This is a genomic window from Pseudoxanthomonas sp. LjRoot206, assembly GCF_056175725.1.
This window is the reverse complement of record NZ_JBGFFI010000006.1, coordinates 296,459-316,825: the sequence shown is the minus strand read 5'-3', so window position 1 is coordinate 316,825 and position 20,367 is coordinate 296,459. Positions and strand designations below refer to the sequence as shown.

Sequence of the window (20,367 nt, the reverse complement as noted above, 5' to 3'; positions counted from 1 at the left end):
CCCGCTTAGCGGGCTTTGACCAGCTGATCCCAGCGGGTGGTGTAGGCCGGCGAGAGGCTTTTCTGGTTCATCGCCCACTGCGGTTTGGCCGCCCCCGTCTTGGCCTGCCGCCAGGCCGAGGAAGCCATCGATACCGCGCCGCGCCCAAATTTGGCATTGGCTTGGTCCATCACCTGCATCAGCGCTTTGGAGCGCGGGTCGATGCCGGCGAACAGATCCGCCTGGTGTACATCGCCGGCCGTCAGATCCAGCAACCCCACACCGGCTTTCTTGTAGCGATAGCCGGGGCGATACATCGCCTTGGCCAGTCCCTGCGCGATCAGCAGAACCTCACGCGTATCGCACGTTGGGCCGATGAAGGTAAAAGCTTTGGAGGGGTGGTACTGGGCGGCACCGGCTTTGAAGGGGTTGGTGTTGACCCACACCCACACCCCGCCAGCCTTCAGCGAGCGGGCGCGCAACTTCTCGCAGGCGCGCTGGGTAAAGCTCGAGACGGCTTGTTGCAGGTCTTCCACCGCAGTGACCTCACGACCGAAGGAGCGCGAGACCACGATCTGCTGGCGATCCGGCTCCAACTCCTCCAACTCGCTGCACACCACGCCCTGCAGCTCCCGCTGCGTGCGGGCCAGTGTGACCCCATAGCGGGCTCGCAACGTATCAGCATTCGCACGCGCCAGGTCGCCTGCTGTCAGGATGCCATCGGCGCCCAGCTTGGCTGTGAGCTTGCGCCCCACGCCCCACACGTCCTCAACCGGATACGCATCGAGCAACGCCTCACCTGGCTGCACCGTCACCACGCCATGGGCCGTCTTCTTGGCCAGTTTATTGGCCAGCTTGGCCAAGGTCTTGGTGGGACCGATCCCCACGCAGCACGGGATACCCACCCATTGCAGGATCTGCGCACGGGCTTGCTGGGCGAGGAGCTCCCGTTGGTCATCCGGTACACCCTCGAAGGTGATAAAGGACTCATCGATCGAGTAGACCTCCACGCGCGGGAACCAGTGCCGAAGGACCGACACCACCCGGCCCGACAGATCGCCGTAGAGGGCGAAGTTGGCCGACAAGATCTTCAGCTGGCGGCGAATGTGGGGATCCACTTCGTGGATGGGTTGCCCCATCCGCACGCCCAAGTCCTTGCATTCCTGGCTGCGCGCGATGGCGCACCCATCGTTGTTGGACAAGATGCACACCGGCTGCTCGCACAGGGCAGGGTTGAACACCCGCTCGCAGCTGGCATAAAAGTTGTTGCCATCCACCAAGCCAAACATCTCACGCCTCGTTCGACAGGCTCACCGGCCCAGCCGCCGTGGTCTCCACCTCTCGACGGCGAAGGAACGAGAGCACGCCCTCAAAGCGTTCCAGCTCACCCTCATCGGTACTGGCGCGCTGATAGACGGTCTCATCGTCCAGCACATCGACCACGCTGGCGAGCGCGCCGCCGTCCTCGCCCGAGATCAGGCGCGTTTCGTAGATGCAGACATTCGAATCGGTGCGCCAGCAGCGCAACAGGTCGGCTTCCAGCCCAAGCGCCCAGCGATCCTGCTCCTCGCGAGGAAAGACCCCCTCGCGCAGGCGCATCATTTCCGCCGCGTTGAAGGTATGCGCGCAGCGAATCGGCCAGCGGGAACCGGACATCGCAGGCGCCAGAGGAGCTGTGGTGTCTTGCACACAGGCCATGTCAGCGCCTGACCTGCTTTCGGAACGACCAGGTGACCACACCCCATACATCCAGTTCCACCTCCTCCGGCACGACGATCGGAGGCAGCAGGTGGGCCGGATTGCCGGAGTGCAGCTCGTACCGGCCAGCCCGCAGTCGCAGCTGCTTCACCGTAAAGCCCCCCTCCCAGTTCACCATCACGATATCCCCGTGTTTGGCGTGCAGGGAGCGATCCACCACCAGGGTATCGCCAGGAAAGATGCCGAACTCGACCATCGAGGTCCCGGTGTCGGCCTCCACGAAAAACGTGGCCACCGGATTGCGCACCACGCGCTGATGGATATCCAGCACGTCCTGGCTGCCATAGAAGTCTTCGGCGGGCGAAGGAAAGCCACAGGTGGCCCGCACCGGCAGCAACGGCAGGTACATGGCGGGGCGATGGTGTGGGGCAGCGCCCAAAAATCCAGGAGGCAGGGTGTCGAGCATGGCCAGAGTCTCTACAAGTCAGAATCACCCGGTGAGACAACACCGGGGGGACAGGCTAGAGCGGGCCGCCGTGGTTGCCAATGATTGCAAACCCCTCGCGCGCTAAGCGCTTGTCAGGCCGAGGATTGCAGCCCTGCGTGGAACCGTGACATGAGGCAAACGTGCGGTTCCACGCGCAGCCAGCCACCTGTCGCCCATCGTCTTCGCTGCGCATTGACGCGCCGCTTGTAGGGTCTACCTCAACCCTGCCGGAGTGCGGACCATGACCAAGACCTTGCGCGAGCTGGATACGACGTTGGATGAACTGGCCGGCAGCTTGCCCGCCCAACTGGCCGATTTGCGGCCGGATGAGCACGCCGATGCGCTGGCCCCCCTCATCAGCGCCCTGCTGGCAGACACACCGGCAGCGCATTACGATCATGTCTGGGGCCGGCTGCAGTGCATCCAGCGCGATGCCGGTTTGATTCCCGGGGATGATGAACCTTGCCGTGAGAGCTGATGAGCCACTCCCTCAACCTTGCCCACTACGCGGAGCTGCTCAACCAGCTCAATGCCTGGGTCTGTACGTATCCGATGACCACCGCGTTCCGGGAAAGCACCACCTACCGTGAATTCGGGCAGCTCATCGCCGCCAAGCAAGCCGAGTTGGGGCTGACTCCCGAGATCTGGAGCACGCTCAGTCACGTCCATGGGGATGCGGACCTGGATACCGCGTGGCTGGAGTACGGCATGACCCTGGATAGCCGGGAGGTGATCTGCCCGAGCTACTTCCTGGACTTGCCGATGAACGCGTATTGGATGGCCGCCTACGATCCCCTGATGAAAGCCGTGGATGATTTCATCGACACCCATTGTGCCGGGACTTCCATTAGCGATGAGGCGCTGGCCGAGGTGGTCCGCCAGCACATGCCCGTCACCAGCGCCTGAAGGGGGAGTTGGATGTGCTATTCGGCTGAGGCGTGGACCTTGTACGACAAGTTCGTGGAGGAATTCGGGGCCGAGATCGATATTGGTGAATTCTGGAAGGTGTACCTCAAGCGCGATGAGGCCTATCGCGTGCGTACCCCGGCCAAGGGGCTGCCCAAGATTCCCAAGGGCATGGATGCCAATTTCCTGCCACCGCGCTCGGCGCAAGAGCGCCAGATCCAGGAGCTGATCTCGCAGTGGAACGGCCACAAGCTGGCGCAAAGCGAGGCAGAGCTGGCTATCCAGCAGGCCCGTCTGGAGGCAGCCGAGGCCAAGCTGCTGATCAAGCCAACCAAGGGCGCCCTGAATGAGCGGCGCATCGCAGGCAATAAGATCAAACAGATGCTGCGCTGGATTGAAGATGCCAAGCGCACGCGCATTGAACCAGCCACTGACAACCGGATCTATCCGGACTGGTACGTGCCCATCCTGATCTGTGAGGGCGGCAAGAAGGTGGTGCGCCCGATGCGCTACCACTGTCGCCCAGCGGGCATGGACCCTTCCATCGACTGGACGCGCGATGGTCGTGTGTCCGGGACCTACAATGCCCGGCGCGACAAACTCACGCTGTTCTGGCGCAAGCAGTTTGGTTACACCCACGGCTTGATGCTGGCCGAGACGTTCTATGAGAGCGTGGACGACGGGCAGGGCGGGTCCAAGGAGATCCATTTCCGGCCCCGTACCGGCGAGACGATGTACATCGCCTGCCTGTATTCGCACTGGGTCGACCCAACCGGTATCGAGCCGGACTTGTGGTCTTGCGCGGCGATCACCGATGAGCCGGAACCTGAGGTCGCTGCCGCGGGCCACGACCGTACGATCATCAACATCAAGCCCGAGCACGTGGATGCCTGGCTCAATCCAGATCCGAACCATCTGGATGCGTTGTTTGCCATCTTCGATGACAAGCGGCATCCGTACTACGAATTGATCCAGCAAGCGGCCTGACGGGCGCTCGGCAGAAGGGACGGTTGAGAAACTGTCCCAACGAAGGCGCCGGCGCTGGCTAGGCAGGTCACGTGTTCACGCTGACCTCGCGCGCGTATCCGCACATTGCGCGGCATGACACGCCTGACCATTCTCTACGTAGACGATGATCATCAGCATCGAGACTTGGTGGCCCAGGCGCTGATCGGCGCAGGTCACGCGGTCACGCAGGCCGCCGACGCGGCCGCAGCGCTGGATCACCTGACCAAGTCGCCTTTCGATTGTGTGGTCACCGACTACAACATGCCCGGCGATACCGGGGCGGCGGTGGCGCGCCAGGCGCGCGAGCTGAATCCCCGTGCCACGGTGTGCGTGGTGTCGGGCCATCCCAAGGAGGAGATGACGGATCTGCCCACCGGGACCCTGTTGATGACCAAGCCCTTTAGCGTGCCGTTGCTGCTGGACGTGCTCACCCCGAGGTAGGCCTGGGATGGAAGATCCTGACAGCGCGGCAGACCAGCCTTCCGGGCCACTGTTTACCCCGGATGGGCGTTATCTGGTGGTGCGAGGAAGGCTCTGGCGTACCAGCGATCCGCGTCTGTCCGAGCCCGAGCGCAGTGCGCTGGTCAAGGAGCTGATGGCGGCCCGAGGCGCGGTCAAGCGCGCCCTGGTCATTGGTAACGCGCCCGACCTGAAGGCAGCCCGGCAGGCGGTGCATGTTGCGAAAACGGCGCTAGGCGAACGTGGACCGGTGTGGTGGGACGATGCCGCACCGGACTACACCCGCACCTTGGCCAAGAACTCGCCCTACGCCCACTGGTATGCCGAGCAGGCCGGCGGCTAAGCCGACCGTGCACGGCCTATTCAACATCTGCTTCACACCTGCCGTCCTACAAGGGGCGCTCACGTTCTGGAGGCAGCCATGGCCCGTCCGATCTGGAGTGGATCCCTCTCCTTTGGCCTGTTGAACATCCCCGTGTCGCTGATGTCGGGCGAGCGACGCACCGACCTGAGCTTCCGGATGCTCGACTCGCGCGACAAGAAGCCCATCCGCTTTGAGCGGGTCAATGCCGACACCGGCGAAGAGGTGCCGTGGAAGGACATCGTCAAAGCCTTCGAGTACGACAAGGGCAGCTATGTGGTGATCGAAAAAGAGGACATCGCCGCCGCGGCGCCCGAGTCCCACGAGTCGGTCGATGTGGAAACCTTTGTCGATGCGGCCAGCATCAACCTGCGCTACTTCGAAAAGCCCTATGTCCTCGTTCCGGGCAAGAAGGCAGAAAAGGGCTACGTCCTGCTGCGCGAGACGCTGAAAAGCTCGGGCAAGGTCGGCATTGCCAAGGTGGTCATCCGCACGCGTGAATATATGTGCGCGGTCATGCCCGATGGCCCGGCCCTGGTGCTGATCCTGTTGCGCTACCCGCAGGAGCTGGTCGATTTCGACGAGTACAAGCTGCCCGAAGGCAAGCCGGCGGATTACCGCTTGGCGCCCAAGGAGTTGCAGATGGCTGAGCAGCTGATCGATTCGATGACCTCGGAGTGGAATCCGGCCGATTACCACGACGAATTTCGTGCACGGCTGTCGGACATCATCAAAAAGCGCATCAAGTCGGCCGGGGCGACGACCAAGTTCGAGGAGCCCGAGCCCCGCGAGGACGCGGCCACCAACGTGGTGGATTTCATGTCCTTGCTGCAACAGAGCCTGCAGAGCAACAAGCGCACCCCGGCCAAGAAAGCGACCGCGGCCAAAAAAGCACCCACGAGCAAGCAAGCACCGGCCAAGGCTGCCAAGGCCACCTCAGCGCCCAAGAAAGCCGCCAAGAAAGCGGCCAGCCGCAAGGCGTCCTGATCACCACCTTCCAGGAGCACCATGATGGCAGATGACAAGCACAATACCGGCTCACCCGATCGCGATCGCATCAACCTGAGCGAAGACTACGAGGTGCAGTACTGGACCAAGGAGCTCGGAATCTCGGAAGCGCAACTGCGCTCGGTCGTGGCGGCCGTGGGCAACACCGCCAAGGCCGTGCGCGCGCACTTGGGTAAGTAAGGGCCGTGAGCCTGACCGACTACCGTCGCAAGCGCAGCTTCGACAAGACGCGCGAGCCGGAGCCTGGCAAGGCTGCTCCCAAGGGCCGACGACCGATCTTCGTGGTGCAACTTCACCACGCCAGCCGACGGCACTACGATTTTCGCCTGCAGATCGGCGATGCGCTCAAGAGCTGGGCCGTGCCAAAAGGGCCCAGCTATGACCCCACGGTCAAGCGCATGGCGGTGGAGGTGGAAGACCATCCGCTGGATTACGCCTCCTTCGAAGGGGACATCCCGAAGGGCGAGTACGGCGGCGGCCATGTAGCGCAGTTCGATCATGGCGTGTGGAGTACCGACACCGATCCGGAAGCGCAATTGGTCAAAGGGCATCTGCGCTTTGAATTGTTCGGCACCAAGCTCAAGGGCGGCTGGCATCTGGTGCGCTCAGGCAAACCGGCCAAGCAGCCGCAGTGGCTGCTGTTCAAGGACAAGGATGCCTATGCCGGCAAGCTGGAAGCCGATGACCTGCTGGCCGATGTGACGCAGGCCCCGGCAGCGGATCTGAAGCGGGCAGGCTCGGGCAAGACGGCCAAGAAAAAACTCACCGCTTTGCCGTCGAAAAAGGCCCCCGCCAATGCTTGGGCAAAGAAGGCCCTGAAACTGACAGGCGCCAAGAAAGCCGCTCCACCTTCAGGCCCCTTTGAGCCGCAGTTGGCCAAGCTGGGCGATGCTCCGCCTGAAGGCGAGCAGTGGATCCACGAGCTTAAATGGGACGGCTACCGCATCCTGGCCACCATTGCCAAGGGTCAGGTGCGCCTGTGGTCGCGCAACGCGTTGGAATGGACCGACAAGATTCCCGACATCCGCGATGCCATTGCGCAACTGGGGCTGACCTCCGGTGCGCTGGATGGCGAGCTCATTGCCGGGTCCGGCACCAAGGAAGACTTCAACCTGCTGCAGTCCACGCTCTCGGGCGAGCGACAGGGCACGTTGGCCCTGGCCCTGTTCGATCTGTTACATGTGGATGGGGTGGATATCTCAGCCGCGCCGCTGATTGAACGCAAGGCCCTGCTGCAGGCGATCCTGTCCGATCCACCGGCGCACTTGGCCTTCTCCTCGCATATCGCCGGCGATGGCCAAAGCGCCTACCAACTGGCCGGGGAGCGGCACTTTGAGGGCATCATCTCCAAGCGCGCCGACCGACCGTATCAGGGCGGGCGGAGCGAGGACTGGCGCAAGACCAAGCAGCTGGCCTCCGACGAGTTCGCCGTGGTCGGCTACACGGCGCCCAAAGGCAGTCGGACCGGGTTTGGTTCGTTGCTGTTAGCCAAGCCCGATCCAGAGCATGGTTGGCGCTACGTAGGCCGGGTAGGCACCGGCTTCAATGATGCGCTGATGCGCCAGGTCACCCAGCAGCTGGCCGGCGCAGGGGGCAAGAAGCCCACCGCCTATGTGGGCACCACCGACACCGACCTGCGAGCGGCTACCTGGTTTGCACCGCGGTTCGTGGTGGAGGCGTTCTTTCGGGGCATCGGACGTCAGCAGTTGCTGCGTCAACCAAGCCTCAAAGCCATTCGCACCGACAAGGACGTCGAGGACCTGACCAGGGGGGATCGCATCAAAGCCAATCCAAAGGCGCGAGCATCCTCGAAGGCCTCCGCCACGCGCGCCACGCAAGCCAAGACGGCGAAGAAGGCGGGCAAGAAGACGGCACGAAAAGCGAGCGACACGGCGCTGCCCACGCTCTCCAGTCCCACCAAAGTGTTGTTCCCGGACTCGCGTATCACCAAGCAGCAGGTCTGGGATTACTACCTGGCCGTGGCCGACCACCTGCTACCTGAGGTCGCGGGTCGTCCGCTATCCATCATTCGCTGCCCGGCGGGCATCGAGCGGCCGTGCTTTTTCCAGAAGCACCTGACCGCCGGCCTTGAGCGCGTGGAGACGGTCAAGCTCAAGGAGGAGTCTGGCAACAATGCCGACTATCTGGTGGTGGAGGACCTGCCGGGGCTCATGGAGTTGGTCGAATTCAATGCGCTGGAGTTCCATCCCTGGGGCTCGCACGCCGATGCACCTGATCGCGCCGATCGGGTGGTGTTCGATCTGGATCCGGGGCCGGGCGTCCCGTTTACCGAGATCAAGCAGGCAGCTGTGGATATCCGCAAGTTGCTGGCCCAGCTGGAGCTGGAGTCGTTCCTGCGGGTCTCCGGCGGTAAGGGCTTGCATGTGGTGGTACCGCTCAATCCCGGCTGCGATTGGTCCTTGACCAAGCGCTTTGCCCACGGCTTTGCCGATGCGCTAGCGTGCTCAGAACCTGACCGCTTCGTGGCCACGGCCACGAAAGCCAAACGAACCAAAAAGATCTTCGTGGATTACCTGCGCAATGGGCGAGGGGCCACGGCCGTGGCCTCCTACTCGATGCGTGCCCGTGCCGGGGCGCCGGTGGCGATGCCCTTGGCATGGAGCGAGCTGTCCAAACTGACCAAGGCCAATGCGTTCACGATCAATGAGGTGCCGGCGAGGTTGAAACGACGCCGCAAGGATCCCTGGCAAGGGATCGGATCGATTAAACAGAACCTAGCGCGATGGGCCGACGAGGACTGACGCAGGTTCCTAGAGGCGTCAGCCTTCTTCCAGGGCCAGCAGCAGTTGCTTGATGCGATAGGGTTTGCTCAGGAACACCACGCCCTCCGGTAAGGGGGGCAGCTGACCGCGCTGGTAACCCGATACCAGTACCACGCGTGAGTGCGGTGAGCGTTCCAGTGCCTTGGTTGCCACCTCCAGGCCGGTGACCTCCCCGGGCATACGTACATCGGTCACGACATGGGAGTACGCCGTGTTCCCCTCGAGCATGGTCAGCGCGCTGGCACCATCGGTGGCCAGACTGACCTGATAGCCGTGGGTCTGAAGGGCATCCTGCATGATGACGCGAAGATCGTCCTCATCTTCTACAAATAAGAGGGACATCTCGCTCATGTAAACGCTCCAGGTAGGGGGAAATGCAGGGTAACGGTGGTGCCAATGCCGGGCGTACTTTCCAGCTCGGCAAATCCGCCAGATTGGGCGGCAAAGCCATGGACCTGGCTCAAACCCAGTCCGCTGCCACGTCCGATTGGCTTGGTCGTGTAGAACGGATCGAACACCTTGGCCTGCTGCTCGGCCGAAATACCAACACCGGTATCTTTGACGGCCACGCAGACGTACTCACGTTGACGGTGCTCAGGATCGGCCGGATTGGCTTTGACGCAGTGAAAGCTGGTCAGGTAGAGGGCGCCACCGGATGGCATGGCATCGCGCGCATTACTGACTAGATTGAGAAGACTGGCTTCAAACTGTCCACGATCGACATCGATCATGGGCAGGTCCGGTGCCAGATCGAAAAAAACCGACACGGCCGAACCCGCGCAGCGGCGATACAGGTCCTTGCCGCTTTCGATCAGGCGATTTAGGTCAACACGCTCTGGCACCAAATTCTGGCCGCGGCCAAAGGTCAGCAGCTGGCGCGAGAGTAGGATGCCGCGCTCGGAAGCGCGCAAGGCGGTAAGGACCATCTCAGAGACTTTCTCGTTCTGGGCCCGCGTATCGATCACGTCCAGGCTGTTGATGATGATGGTCAGCAGGTTATTGAAATCGTGGGCAAGACCCAGGGTGAGCTTGCCGACGGCCTCCATTTTCTGGGATTGCAGCAACTCCTGGCGCGCTTTCTCCAGGCGTTGCTCGGCCAGGTACCGCTCGGTGATATCGCGGGTAACCTTGGCAAAGCCCACCAGCTCACCGGCATCCCAGATGGGATCGATCACCACACTGGCCCGGAACCGGGAGCCATCCTTGCGCAGGCGCCAGCCCTCGCCGGCGAAGCGACCCTCACGCTCGGCGATATGCAGGTTCTTCATCGGGATGCCCTGAGCGACATCCTCAGGCAGGTAGAAGGCTGAGTAGTGCGTGCCTTCGATCTCCTCCTGCCGGTAGCCCTTGATGCGTTCTCCACCGGCATTCCACGACCGCACATAACCGTCTGCATCAAGCATGTAGATGGCATAGTCGGTGACCGAGTTGAGCAGCAGTTCGAATTGCCGCAAGCGGTCGGATAGGTCAACGCGTTCTGGGTGGCGTGCTTGCATGCCGGATCTCCGTTGCCGCGACCCTATTGAAACGCAGGTGAAATAGTCGTGCATGTGCGACAACGTATGGCTGTTGCACAGCAGCACACAAGATCAATGCGAATGCCATTTAGGTGCACCGCCGCCGCATTAGTCGGCAATGCAACGCACCGCGAACACTACGCGACTGCCCGGCGGCAGCAGCGGTATGGGCGTACCGCCGGCGGCCAGCAGCTCCGCCGGGGTGGCAGGGCAGCTTGCCCCGCCACTGGGCGTGCAACTGATCACGGTGCACGCACTCAGGCCGGTACCCGGTGTGTCACGGACAATGGCCCCATCTGCGGCCACGGTTCCGGCCGCATGCGTCACGGTCACCGTGTAGTCGATGGCATTGCCCTGTACGACCTGCGTGACCAAGGACGTCTTGGTGACCGATAGGTCCACCGTGCGTGGGGTGTTAACGAAAGTGCACGTCAGGTCGTCGCCCGCCACCGGCGTGACCTGGAAGCTGCGGCCTTGACCTGGCGGCACGTCGGTGGTGCCCGTGATGCTGTTTACGCAACTGTATTGCGTGTCGTACAGCGCCAGGTTGGCGGCCGGCGTGCCCGCGCCGCTTTCGGACAGCGTGTAGGTCGTGCCGGCGGTGGCGGTGAAGGCGGCGGTCGATACGCTGCTCGCCGCTCCCGTACTGGTCGTACTGGGGCCGCCGTTGTCGATGGCGATGGTGAACTGGTCGGTAGCCACCGCGCGGCCGGCGATCGTCTTCACTAGCGTCAATCGGGGCGGGGCCTGAACGCTTAGCTCGGTGGTGTTAGTGCTCTCGGTGAATACCTCGCCGCTGGAGGCGCCGGTGTAGCTCACCTGCGCGAGGTTGCGGATCACCGCGCCGTCGGCGGCATCGGCGCGTACGCGCACCACAAAGCTCACCGTGGCGGAGGTCGGCTGCGTGCCAATGCAGCTTTGGCAGCGCAACAATCCGCCCTGGCTGCCATCGGCGCCGGTGCCTACGCGAAACACGGTCGTGTTTGACGCCGCTTCCGCCACGTCATCGCCCACCGTATCGGTCTTGGCTCCGGTATTCGCACCGGCGCTCACCTGCAGGCTGCCGGCCTCAAAGTCGGTATTGGCCGGGATCGCATCGCGGATCGATACATTGACCGCATTGTCCTGGCCAGTGTTCTGCAGTGTCATGGTGTAGCGGATGCGATCGCCCGCGCGCGCCTGGCCGGCGGGCAGGCCCGGATTGGTCAGGTTGGCCTGGGTCTTGGCGGTGGCCGCATCCACGGTGGGCTGGAACACATCAATGGCCGTGGTCAGCAGCGAGATCGCATAGCCCTCGCTGCTGGTGCGCGCGGTGAGGGTAGCGGAGGTCGCGCCGTTGGCCAGCGCGGTGTTGCCGGGGTTGGCGAGCTGCACGATGTCGGCATCAAAGCCCAGCGTGTTGGTCAGGTTGTTGTTGGCCACGCTGCGCTGGCTGACCACGCTGCCGAGCCGGCAAATAGTGGAATTGAAGACATCCCCGGCGGTGTTGCAGGCGTCGGACACGTTGACCAGTGAGGATCCCTGGCCCTGGAAGGTGAAGCCGTCGGCGGCACCGCGGTCGCCATCCATCGCCATCCAACCCAGTTGCGCGGCCACTGTCCCACTGAAGGGCGTGCGGAATCCGGACACCGTCAGCGAGACCTGGTTCACCGGCGCCGTGCCGGTGGTGGCGATCACCGCCAAGCCATCGTTGATCGTGAAGTTGCGAAGCGGGCGCGACGGGTTTTGCACTACCAGCACCAGCGTCCAGCCACCGAAGCGGTTCACCACACCGGTCTGCAGCGGCAGGTTGGCCACGCGGTAGGTACCCGCGCCGCTTGCACGCACGGCGGTGGTCACGTCGGCGCGGCAGGTGTAGACGTGGTGCGGTTGTCCTGCGCCCCAGATGGTAGAGCGCGGCGACACATCGCAGCCGCTCGCCGAAAGCGCCTGGTAGCCAAGCCCCGGTCGGCCGAAGCGGATCGAGGTGGCTGTTGGCGACGGACTGGGCTGGCTGCTGGCATCGCTGGCAACCAGGCCACCCCAGTACAACTGCGCGCGTACGATCTGCGCGCCGGCTGGCAAGTCTGCCGCTGCTAGGGTAGCGCTGCTGGAGTTGGTGATGCTTGCATCGGTCGTATCGGCCGGCAGCCGGGTAGCCACCATCGTCAGCCCGTCGTTGATGGCAGCACCGCAGCTGCCCGTGGTGCTGTTGCAGGTGAGGTTGGTATTGGACAGGAACAGCAGGTCGCCGTTGAGCGTGGTGGTGTAACGCTGGTCAAAGGCCCGGTAGACCTGGGCCGAGGCTGAGGGTGCGAGCGCGATGAGCGCCATTGCCAGCAGGAGAAGCCAGAAAGGGGTCTTGTCCCCAACGATCCTCGCACATGCCTGGGCGCAACCTTGCTTGGAACGTCCTACCGAAAAGATCACGCGACCTCTCACCATGGATGCAGGGCTCTGAATGATCTCAGATCATCAGCAACAAGCATGCCAAGCCAACGTGCTGCTCAGCCCGCTCCCTGAGAACTCCAGCGTGCCCAGCCAGCATCGGCGGCTGAAGCAAAGGTCGCCACGGGTTAGATCCTGACCCACTGCGTCACCTCACATTGATCTCGCAGCGCGCTCTTTTCAGAACGATTCTTGCTCGGGCGTGATGGCGTAGATCTGCACCGGAACCATGCTGCCATCGGCGCGCTTGGCTAAAATTGTTACGCGCTGGTAGCCCGAGCCCTCAAAGGGATCGAGTCGGTCCCACTGCTCGGGCAACTGCGGAGAGGTGAAAATCCAACCTGCCACCTCGTCCCCGACCAGCCCTTGGGGACAGGGAACGATGCCCGGATACCCCAGCGCGGCGCCCCAGCCGCGCTGGACGAGCCGGCCGCGCACCGTGCCATTCTCCCAGTGGCCGGGGACACCACTGAGCACATGCGCATTGGGCTTGCCCGGCGCCAAGGTGCCATATACGAACAGTCGATCATCCATCAGCACACCCCGATACATAACTCACGCGCCCGTTCCCTGCTTCCATCGGTCCGGACCTGTACAGCGTGCGATCACCATGGCGTGGTCAGCAGCGGAACGAGTATGGCGTGCTACCCCAGCCAGCGGGTTGAGCGTTCTAAAAGGCCCGAACGGGTTTGTGGAACACGCCAGGATCCAAGCACTGCTTAAGTGCCCTCTAGCACCTCTCGCACGCGCACGGCCAGTTCGTGCAAGGTGAAAGGTTTGACGATCAGATGCACGCCCGCGTCCAGCACGCCGTTGTGGATGATCGCGTTGCGGCTATAGCCGGTGGTGAAGAGCACTTTCAGATGCGGCCAGCGTGCGAGGGCTCGATCGGCGAGCTTGCGTCCGTTGATCTCCGGCATGACCACATCGGTAAACAGCAGGGTGATGGCTGGCTCTATTTCCAGAATCTTCAATGCGGCCACGGCACCGTCGGCTTCCAGGACGCGATAACCCAGCTCTGTCAGTGCATCCACCGACACTTGGCGCACGGAGGCCTCGTCCTCCACCACCAGAATGACTTCCTGCGCCTCGCCACGCGGCAGGGGACGAACCAGGGCCGAGGCCGCGCTCTCGGCCGCAGCGCCTTGTAGGCGAGGCAGATAAACCTTCACGGTGGTGCCACTGCCCACCTCCGAGTAGATCTTCACATGCCCGCCGGACTGCTTGACGAAGCCATACACCTGGGAGAGGCCCAGACCCGTACCGCGACCCACTTCCTTGGTAGTGAAAAACGGATCGAAGGCCTTGTGGATGACCTCTGCGGGCATGCCTTGTCCGGTGTCTGAGACGGCGATCAGGACGTACTGGCCCGGAGCGATCCCCGGATGGGCTCCGGCATAGCCGTGATCGAGGTGGCAGTTGGCCGTTTCGATCGTGACCCGGCCGCCCTCGGCCATCGCATCCCGTGCATTGACCGCCAAGTTCAGGATGACGTTCTCCAACTGGTTCGGATCGGCATGGGTACGCCAGAGGCCGCCAGCCAACACCGTCTCCAGTTGGACGTTCCCGCCCAAGGAGTGGGCAAGCAGCTCCGACATACCGGCCACCAGCTTGTTCGCATCCAAGGCCTCGGGCCGGAGGGGTTGCTGGCGGGAGAAAGCCAGCAGGCGTTGGGTCAACTGGGCAGCGCGCTTGGCTGCTTCCATGGCAATGTCGATATAGCGTCGCGCGCGCTCGTCGCCCGGATCCAGCCGTCCGACCAACAGGTCCAGCGGGCCGACGATCGCGGCCAGCATGTTGTTGAAGTCATGGGCAATGCCACCGGTCAGCTGGCCGACCGCTTCCATTTTCTGACTCTGCCGCAGTGCATCTTCCATGCGGATGCGTTCGGCCACCTCCGCCTGGACACGGCTCTCCAACTGCTCGTTGAGTTCCTTGAGCTGGCGTTGAACCAGATTCCTGGCCGTGACGTCGATCGCCACGCCAACCACGCGCACGCAGCGATCACCTTCAAACAGTCCGCGCCCGGTGGCCGCGACCCAGCGAGTAACGCCATCTTCTTTGCCGATCGTACGATACTCGACGTCGTAGAGCGCACGCCGTGCAGGGTCCGCTGCCGCGGCAAACGCCTCACTGGTCCTTTGTCGATCCTCCGGGTGCAGGCCGGCGTAGAAATCGTCCATTGAGCACGGCACATGCGCCGAAATGCCGAACATGGCTTTGGTACGTGCCGGCCAGATGAGCAGATTGTGGACCAGATCGACGTCCCAAAATCCGATGTCCGAGGCTTCGGTGGCCAGCCGGAGACGCTCTTCGCTCTCGGCCAACGCGGCCTGGGCAGCCTTGCGTTCTGTCAGGTCCAACATGGCGCCAATCATGCGGATCGGCTCGCCGGCAGGGCCTCTCAACACCGTTCCACGATCCAGCACATCAGCGTACTGACCATCGGCGCGAAGGAAGCGGTACTCGGCCGACCACGCATGGCCGCCTTTCTCGATCACCGCATGAATGCTGTGATCAATGCGCTGGCGATCATCGGGGTGGATATGCTCCAGCCACCACTGTGCACTGCTCTGAAGCTGGTCATAGCCAAAGAGCGTCGTCAGGGCTTCATTCCACACCACATGGCCATCGGACATGCGCCAGTCCCAAATAACGTCCCGCGTGGCCAGGGCGGCGAGTCGGTAGCGCTCCTCGATCTCACGATGACTGGCTTCCACGGCCTTGCGATCGGTGATATCCAGCGATGCACCGATCAGACCGATTACCTGACCTTGCGCATCCCGCAACGGCGCCTTGGTGGACAGCCAAATCGCGCGTCTGCCGTCGCGGAAGTTGATCTCTTCCTCAAGCTGCTCAAGCTGGCCAGAGGCCATGATGCGCGCATCAGCGTCCATGACCGCCTGTGCTTGTACGGGGTCCTCCAGCAGTTCGGCATCGGTACGCCCCAGATACTCTTCTGGCGTCCTACCGAGAAGCTCCGTGGTGCCGCGGTTACCAATTAACAGGCGACCTTGCCGGTCCTTGGCGTAGACCACCCCGGGAACCGCTTCGACGAAGGTATTCAGCAGCGCTTCGGCACGGTCCCGCGCCTCTTCGATGCGCCGCGTGTGGCTGATGTCCATCAATACGCCAGGAAAGCTGATGGGCACCCCTGTAGCGTCACGATTGACCCAGCCGCGGCCCTCCACCCAGCGCCATTGATCGTCCGGTCCTTGAATACGGTAGCGGTGAACGTATTGTCCGCCCCGTGACACGGCGTTAGCGATGGCGCTGCGAAGATCATACTGGTCGTCCGGATGGACCGCTCTGATGAGATCGGCTAGCGCCCACGGCTTGGTCATAGGCCCCATGCCAAACGCACGCTCCATCGCGGCATCCACCCGGACCTTATCCGTGGTGATATCCCAAATCCAGGTTCCGATGACGGCACCGGAGGCCAGTGCCACCCGACCGCGCTCATGGTCCAGCAGGTCCGACGGTACATCTGTACGGTGGGGCATGGAAATGTCACCTGTAGGACTTTCAACGGGGGCAAAAGCGGTAGGCCCTCAAGCCTCGAGCGCCGCAACGAAGTCTATCCGAGCGCGGCTACCGGTTGGCTAGGAGGCTTGGCCGGCCTCCCGAGAGGGGTGCGGCCTGGGGTCGAAGCCAACTCGTTCAGTGAAGTGGATCTTCATTAACTCCACGTGCATTTGTCGCTCACATCGGTGCGGGAACATTTGGTTCGCGGCCAGCCCGGTCGCGTATAGCAGGTACTTGGTCATGCCGAACCAGACCCCCAAAGACAAGCAGCAGAGCCCCGGTCGGAATCAGGATCAGGGTAACCAGAACACGCAGCAGAACCGCGGCAAGAACGATCAGCAGGGCCAGAAGCAGGACACCCAGCAGAAGTCGCGCAAAGACCGCGACCAGATGTAATGCCGCAGGGCAGAGCGAGGAGGGCAGATGCCTTTCTCGCTCTCTTGCATTCGCTTGCCTACATCGATCGCTCGACGCAAAAGCAACGTCTCATTCCCTCAAAGACATCCCCCACTTCTTGGCACCCCGTGCCAACACCATGAAAGGACACACCCATGACACGTGACACTCAGCCCGATGCAAACAGGGATCCCATCACCGGCGCGCCCGGCTCTCACCCGGTAGGGGTGGGCGTTGGCGGCGTTGCGGGGGGCGTGGCGGCCGGCGCGTTGGCCGGTACTGTTTTTGGCCCCATCGGCACCTTGATTGGTGCGGCCGTGGGTACGGTGGCCGGCGCAGCTGCGGGCAAGGGCGTCGCCGAGCGCATCGATCCCACCGCAGAAGTCGACTATTGGCGCAACGAAGCCCCCACGCGCGACTATTACTCTCGCGAGCATGACTTCCAGCGTGACTATGCCGGCGTCTACCAGGCCGGTGCCGTGGCGCGCGGCGAATACCCCAATGAGTCCTGGGACGATGCCGAGCGTCGCCTTCAGTCCACCTGGGAGGCCGACCGCGGCACGTCCACGCTGGATTGGGAGCGCGCACGCCCGGCCGCCAAGGATGCGTGGGATCGCGCCGATCGCACCTACAACGCCTACGCCTGGAGCGATGACACCTACGCCAAGCGCTTTGAAAGCGCTGCTTATCGCCAGGACGGCGATGAGTACGACGACTATCGCCCGGCCTACCGCTACGGCACCTACGCGCGTGGCCAGTACGCCGACCGCGACTGGGACGATGGGTTGGCCTCTGACCTGGAACGCGGTTGGGAGCGCTTCAAGGGCACCTCGCGCCTGACCTGGGAGCGGGCCAAGCATGCCGTGGCCGATGCGTTCACCTCCGACGACCGTCGTCGGAACTAAAACGCGACCCCTGTGCCGCCTCCGGGAGTGGAGGCGGCATTTTTTTGTCTTGCCTTTAGCCCGTCGGTCCGCCCATCACCGGCAGCACGATGCCATTGACGTAAGACGACATCACCGGTGAGGCAAGGAAGACGAAGGCGGGTGAGAGTTCTTCCGGCTGCGCCGGGCGCTTCATCGCGCTGTCCTTGCCAAACTCGGCTACTTCATCGGCCGGCTTGTCAGCAGGATTGAACGGCGTCCACACAGGACCGGGGGCCACCGCATTGACCCGAATGCCGCGCTCGAGCAAGTTGGAGGCCAAGGCTTTGGTAAAGGCGTGGATGGCGCCTTTGGTGGCGGAGTAGTCGATCAGCTTGGGGCTTCCGAACAGCCCGGTGACCGAGCCGCAATTGACGATGGACGCGCCACGCTGCATATGCGGCAGGCAGGCGCGTGCCATGTGGATGTAGCCGGCCACATTCGTCTGCAGCGTCTCCTGCAGGTGCTCATCGGTCAGGTCTTCCAGCCGTTCGGCATGGAGCTGAAAGCCGGCATTGTTCACCAGCACATCGATGCGGCCAAAGCGCTTGGCCACCTTGTCCGCGGCTTTCTTGCAGAAGCTCGAATCGCGCACGTCCCCCGGAATCAACAGCGCGGTACGACCTTCCTTTTCGATCCACTTTGCCGTTTCCTTCGCATCCTTGTGCTCGTTCAGATACAGCACTGCCACATCTGCGCCTTCGCGTGCAAACAGCACCGCCACCGCGCGGCCGATCCCTGAATCCGCACCCGTGATCAGGGCGGTCATTCCTTCGAGCTTTCCGCTGCCGCGGTAGTCGGGAGCCTCAAAGGCCGGTGCCAACATCAGATCGGCTTCGGTACCGGGCTTGGGCAGGTGTTGGGCAGGCATGCGCACCGGCTGCTTTCGCGTGCCGGCTTGGGTGGCCTGCTTGGTGGGCTTTTTCTTGCCGCGGGCATCCTTGCGATCGATCTGCGCCTGCAGTTGGCGCTGACGTACCGCCGTGGTGTCAGCTGAGGTGGTGGTGGGGCCTTTGGCGGTCGTTTTTTTCTTGCTGGCCATGGTGGAATCTTCCGAAGGAAACACCGCATCATCGCGTCAGCCAGTGTCGCCGCTATGTGAGGCCAACGCACCGACCGCGTACCTAGAGGAGTTAGGAACGTGGCCCGCCGCGACAGCGCGTCCGTGGGTGAATCAGCGCGCTGGGGGGCTCAGGGCGTGCATGATCTGGGGAATGTGGGGACTGATTTCGCGCGCGAGAAAACCTAGTGCGCCCATGCGATCAGCAAGGTGTCGGCCTGCCTGCCCGTGCAGGAACACCCCCCAAGCTGCGGCAATAAGGGGCTCGGCGCCGCGTGCGGCCAGTCCCCCAATCACCCCCGCCAGTACATCCCCCGAACCGGAGGTGGCCAAGCCCACGCCGCCGCCTTCGTAACGCAGCAATTCGCCCGTCGGGCTGGCAATCCACGTGCTCGGGCCCTTGAGCACCAGCACCACGTGCAGATCTTTGGCCGCTTGTAGAGCCAAGGCGGGTTCGTGACCGGAGATCTGGTCCGACTCGCATCCCACCAACTTGGCCATTTCGCCGGCGTGCGGCGTCAAGATCGCGGCCTGCGAGCGTACGTGAGCCTGCTTGAAGCAGGTAATGGCGCCGGCATCCAGCACGAGGGTAGGGTGGTTTGGCAGCTTGCCCAGCAAATGCGCCAACGCGGGGCTGTCGCACATGCCGGGTCCGACGACGATGGCATCGGCGCGCTCGGCTTCGTGACGGCAGGCAGGGCACAAGGCAGTTATCTGGCCCTGCTCGTCACTGGGCTGACCCAGCACGCGCGCCTCGGGCATATGCGGGGCCAGGAAAGGCGCTGCGGGGCCGGGAACGGCCATCTGCAGCTTCCCCGCACCCGCCCGCAGGGCGGCCTGCGCGGCCAACAGGATTGCGCCTGGTACATCGACCGATCCGCCGATCAGCAAGACCCGGCCACGATCTTCCTTGCTATGGGCCCCATGTGCCGCCGGCAGTGGGTGGGCGGCCAACCACGCCTCATCCAGCACGTGACCCAGCGGCTGGCTCACTTGGGGCCTGCCGGCGTGTCGGGCGCCTTGGTAATCTCAGCCAACTGCGCAATGTGCGGAACGATCAGGTTGGCGCTTTCCAGTTCAAAGCGGGCACCTTCGCCGGTACCGGTGAGCTGGTAGTGGGTGATGCCGCAATTGGGCACGTCCGCCTCCCGGTCGATGTCCAGAATCTGCTGTTCATCCAGGCATTCGAGCAGATACCGAAAGCAATTCACGATCACCTGATGGGCCACGATGAGGACATGCTCGCCCACGTGATCGCGCCTGAGAACCTCCAGCACGCTGCGCAGCCTCAGGATCACATCGCACCAGCTCTCACCGCCAGGCGGACGGAAGTAGAACTTGCCAACCAGCGCCCTCTGCTCAGCAAGCTCGGGAAAGGTGGCCTTGATGCCGGGCACCGTGTAGCGGTCTAGGATGCCGAACTCTTTTTCGCGAAGGCGCTCATCAATGGCGATCTCCGATCCTTCATGCCCCAGCGCCGTCGCGGTGGCCAGACACGTCTGGTAGGCGCGCACAAAGGGCGAGCTGAAGAACACGGTAGGCCGCGCCCAGGCCGGTTGCTCTGAAAACCACTGGGCCAGGGCAACCGATTGCCGTTCACCCAACGCGGATAACGGCGTATCGGCATCGCGGTGTTCCAGCTCAATCAACCGATCACCGGCCAACTCGGCCGCATCCCGGGCGACATTGCCGGCGCTTTGCCCGTGACGCACGATCCAGAGATGGGCAGGCCAGTCCGTGTGTAACAGCCGCGGCATAGGCTTCGCTCCCAGAAAGGGGTCAGGCTAGAAAGCCGCGTGTCGTGTTGTGGTGAAGTCGCCTGGTTGTTGG

The 20,367-nt window shown here is 63.2% G+C and carries 21 protein-coding genes; 10 read left to right on the top strand and 11 right to left on the bottom strand.

Annotated features, from left to right (window positions below; all coding sequences use genetic code 11):
• Window positions 1-5 precede the first annotated feature (5 nt).
• From AC04MD_RS19095 to AC04MD_RS19085, 3 genes are read right to left on the bottom strand one after another with little or no spacing between them, the layout of a single operon-like run.
• Window positions 6-1,268, bottom strand: a complete 1,263-nt coding sequence (locus AC04MD_RS19095) for a Y-family DNA polymerase (protein ID WP_475498785.1) — start codon at window positions 1,266-1,268, stop codon at window positions 6-8.
• Window position 1,269: 1 nt separating this feature from the next.
• Window positions 1,270-1,635: a hypothetical protein gene (locus AC04MD_RS19090; protein WP_475498784.1), complete on the bottom strand. Its 366-nt coding sequence runs from the start codon at window positions 1,633-1,635 to the stop codon at window positions 1,270-1,272.
• A gap of 43 nt (window positions 1,636-1,678) precedes the next feature.
• Window positions 1,679-2,143: a LexA family protein gene (locus AC04MD_RS19085; RefSeq protein WP_475498783.1), complete on the bottom strand. Its 465-nt coding sequence runs from the start codon at window positions 2,141-2,143 to the stop codon at window positions 1,679-1,681.
• A gap of 262 nt (window positions 2,144-2,405) precedes the next feature.
• Here AC04MD_RS19085 and AC04MD_RS19080 point away from each other — a divergent pair, with 262 nt between their 5' ends.
• The 8 genes from AC04MD_RS19080 to ligD all read left to right on the top strand — a co-directional run bounded on the left by AC04MD_RS19080 (window position 2,406) and on the right by ligD (window position 8,668).
• The gene (locus tag AC04MD_RS19080) at window positions 2,406-2,642 is read left to right on the top strand and encodes a hypothetical protein (protein WP_475498782.1); all 237 of its coding nucleotides are present in this window, start codon (window positions 2,406-2,408) and stop codon (window positions 2,640-2,642) included.
• A complete protein-coding gene (locus tag AC04MD_RS19075) occupies window positions 2,642-3,070 on the top strand; it encodes a hypothetical protein (protein ID WP_475498781.1) in 429 nt (142 codons plus the stop codon). Before AC04MD_RS19080 ends, AC04MD_RS19075 begins: the two co-directional genes overlap by 1 nt.
• A gap of 39 nt (window positions 3,071-3,109) precedes the next feature.
• Window positions 3,110-4,057, top strand: a complete 948-nt coding sequence (locus tag AC04MD_RS19070; RefSeq protein WP_475498780.1) for an SOS response-associated peptidase family protein — start codon at window positions 3,110-3,112, stop codon at window positions 4,055-4,057.
• A gap of 114 nt (window positions 4,058-4,171) precedes the next feature.
• Window positions 4,172-4,519, top strand: coding sequence for a response regulator (locus AC04MD_RS19065; RefSeq protein ID WP_475498779.1), 348 nt, complete (start codon window positions 4,172-4,174; stop codon window positions 4,517-4,519).
• A gap of 7 nt (window positions 4,520-4,526) precedes the next feature.
• The gene (locus AC04MD_RS19060) at window positions 4,527-4,880 is read left to right on the top strand and encodes a hypothetical protein (protein ID WP_475498778.1); all 354 of its coding nucleotides are present in this window, start codon (window positions 4,527-4,529) and stop codon (window positions 4,878-4,880) included.
• 78 nt (window positions 4,881-4,958) lie between these two features.
• Complete coding sequence (gene ku, locus AC04MD_RS19055) at window positions 4,959-5,885, top strand: non-homologous end joining protein Ku (RefSeq protein ID WP_299347453.1); 927 nt, start codon at window positions 4,959-4,961, stop codon at window positions 5,883-5,885.
• 24 nt (window positions 5,886-5,909) lie between these two features.
• A complete protein-coding gene (locus AC04MD_RS19050; protein WP_475498777.1) occupies window positions 5,910-6,086 on the top strand; it encodes a DUF3606 domain-containing protein in 177 nt (58 codons plus the stop codon).
• 5 nt (window positions 6,087-6,091) lie between these two features.
• Entirely contained in the window at window positions 6,092-8,668 is a 2,577-nt protein-coding gene (gene ligD, locus AC04MD_RS19045) for a DNA ligase D (protein ID WP_475498776.1), read from the top strand.
• Window positions 8,669-8,686: 18 nt separating this feature from the next.
• Here the strand turns inward: ligD and AC04MD_RS19040 are convergent, their stop codons facing one another.
• The 5 genes from AC04MD_RS19040 to AC04MD_RS19020 all read right to left on the bottom strand — a co-directional run bounded on the left by AC04MD_RS19040 (window position 8,687) and on the right by AC04MD_RS19020 (window position 16,136).
• On the bottom strand, window positions 8,687-9,040 hold the full coding sequence (locus AC04MD_RS19040) for a response regulator (protein ID WP_475498775.1): 354 nt from the start codon (window positions 9,038-9,040) through the stop codon (window positions 8,687-8,689).
• A complete protein-coding gene (locus AC04MD_RS19035; RefSeq protein WP_475498774.1) occupies window positions 9,037-10,185 on the bottom strand; it encodes a two-component system sensor histidine kinase NtrB in 1,149 nt (382 codons plus the stop codon). The genes AC04MD_RS19040 and AC04MD_RS19035 overlap by 4 nt, the downstream gene beginning before the upstream one ends.
• Before the next feature lie 129 nt (window positions 10,186-10,314).
• Entirely contained in the window at window positions 10,315-12,519 is a 2,205-nt protein-coding gene (locus tag AC04MD_RS19030) for a hypothetical protein (RefSeq protein ID WP_475498773.1), read from the bottom strand.
• A 294-nt stretch (window positions 12,520-12,813) separates the two neighbouring features.
• Window positions 12,814-13,167 carry a gamma-glutamylcyclotransferase family protein gene (locus tag AC04MD_RS19025; RefSeq protein WP_475498772.1) on the bottom strand — a complete coding sequence of 118 codons (354 nt, stop codon included), beginning with the start codon at window positions 13,165-13,167 and terminating at the stop codon, window positions 12,814-12,816.
• 185 nt (window positions 13,168-13,352) lie between these two features.
• The gene (locus AC04MD_RS19020) at window positions 13,353-16,136 is read right to left on the bottom strand and encodes a PAS domain-containing hybrid sensor histidine kinase/response regulator (protein WP_475498771.1); all 2,784 of its coding nucleotides are present in this window, start codon (window positions 16,134-16,136) and stop codon (window positions 13,353-13,355) included.
• 262 nt (window positions 16,137-16,398) lie between these two features.
• Here AC04MD_RS19020 and AC04MD_RS19015 point away from each other — a divergent pair, with 262 nt between their 5' ends.
• Both AC04MD_RS19015 and AC04MD_RS19010 read left to right on the top strand, forming a co-directional pair.
• Complete coding sequence (locus tag AC04MD_RS19015) at window positions 16,399-16,554, top strand: hypothetical protein (protein WP_185896144.1); 156 nt, start codon at window positions 16,399-16,401, stop codon at window positions 16,552-16,554.
• Window positions 16,555-16,709: 155 nt separating this feature from the next.
• Window positions 16,710-17,459: a hypothetical protein gene (locus AC04MD_RS19010; RefSeq protein ID WP_475498770.1), complete on the top strand. Its 750-nt coding sequence runs from the start codon at window positions 16,710-16,712 to the stop codon at window positions 17,457-17,459.
• 55 nt (window positions 17,460-17,514) lie between these two features.
• Here the strand turns inward: AC04MD_RS19010 and AC04MD_RS19005 are convergent, their stop codons facing one another.
• From AC04MD_RS19005 to AC04MD_RS18995, 3 genes are all read right to left on the bottom strand, one after another.
• A complete protein-coding gene (locus tag AC04MD_RS19005; protein WP_475498769.1) occupies window positions 17,515-18,519 on the bottom strand; it encodes an SDR family oxidoreductase in 1,005 nt (334 codons plus the stop codon).
• 132 nt (window positions 18,520-18,651) lie between these two features.
• Window positions 18,652-19,530: an NAD(P)H-hydrate dehydratase gene (locus AC04MD_RS19000; RefSeq protein WP_475498768.1), complete on the bottom strand. Its 879-nt coding sequence runs from the start codon at window positions 19,528-19,530 to the stop codon at window positions 18,652-18,654.
• Complete coding sequence (locus tag AC04MD_RS18995) at window positions 19,527-20,294, bottom strand: histidine phosphatase family protein (RefSeq protein ID WP_475498767.1); 768 nt, start codon at window positions 20,292-20,294, stop codon at window positions 19,527-19,529. The genes AC04MD_RS19000 and AC04MD_RS18995 overlap by 4 nt, the downstream gene beginning before the upstream one ends.
• Window positions 20,295-20,367 lie beyond the last annotated feature (73 nt).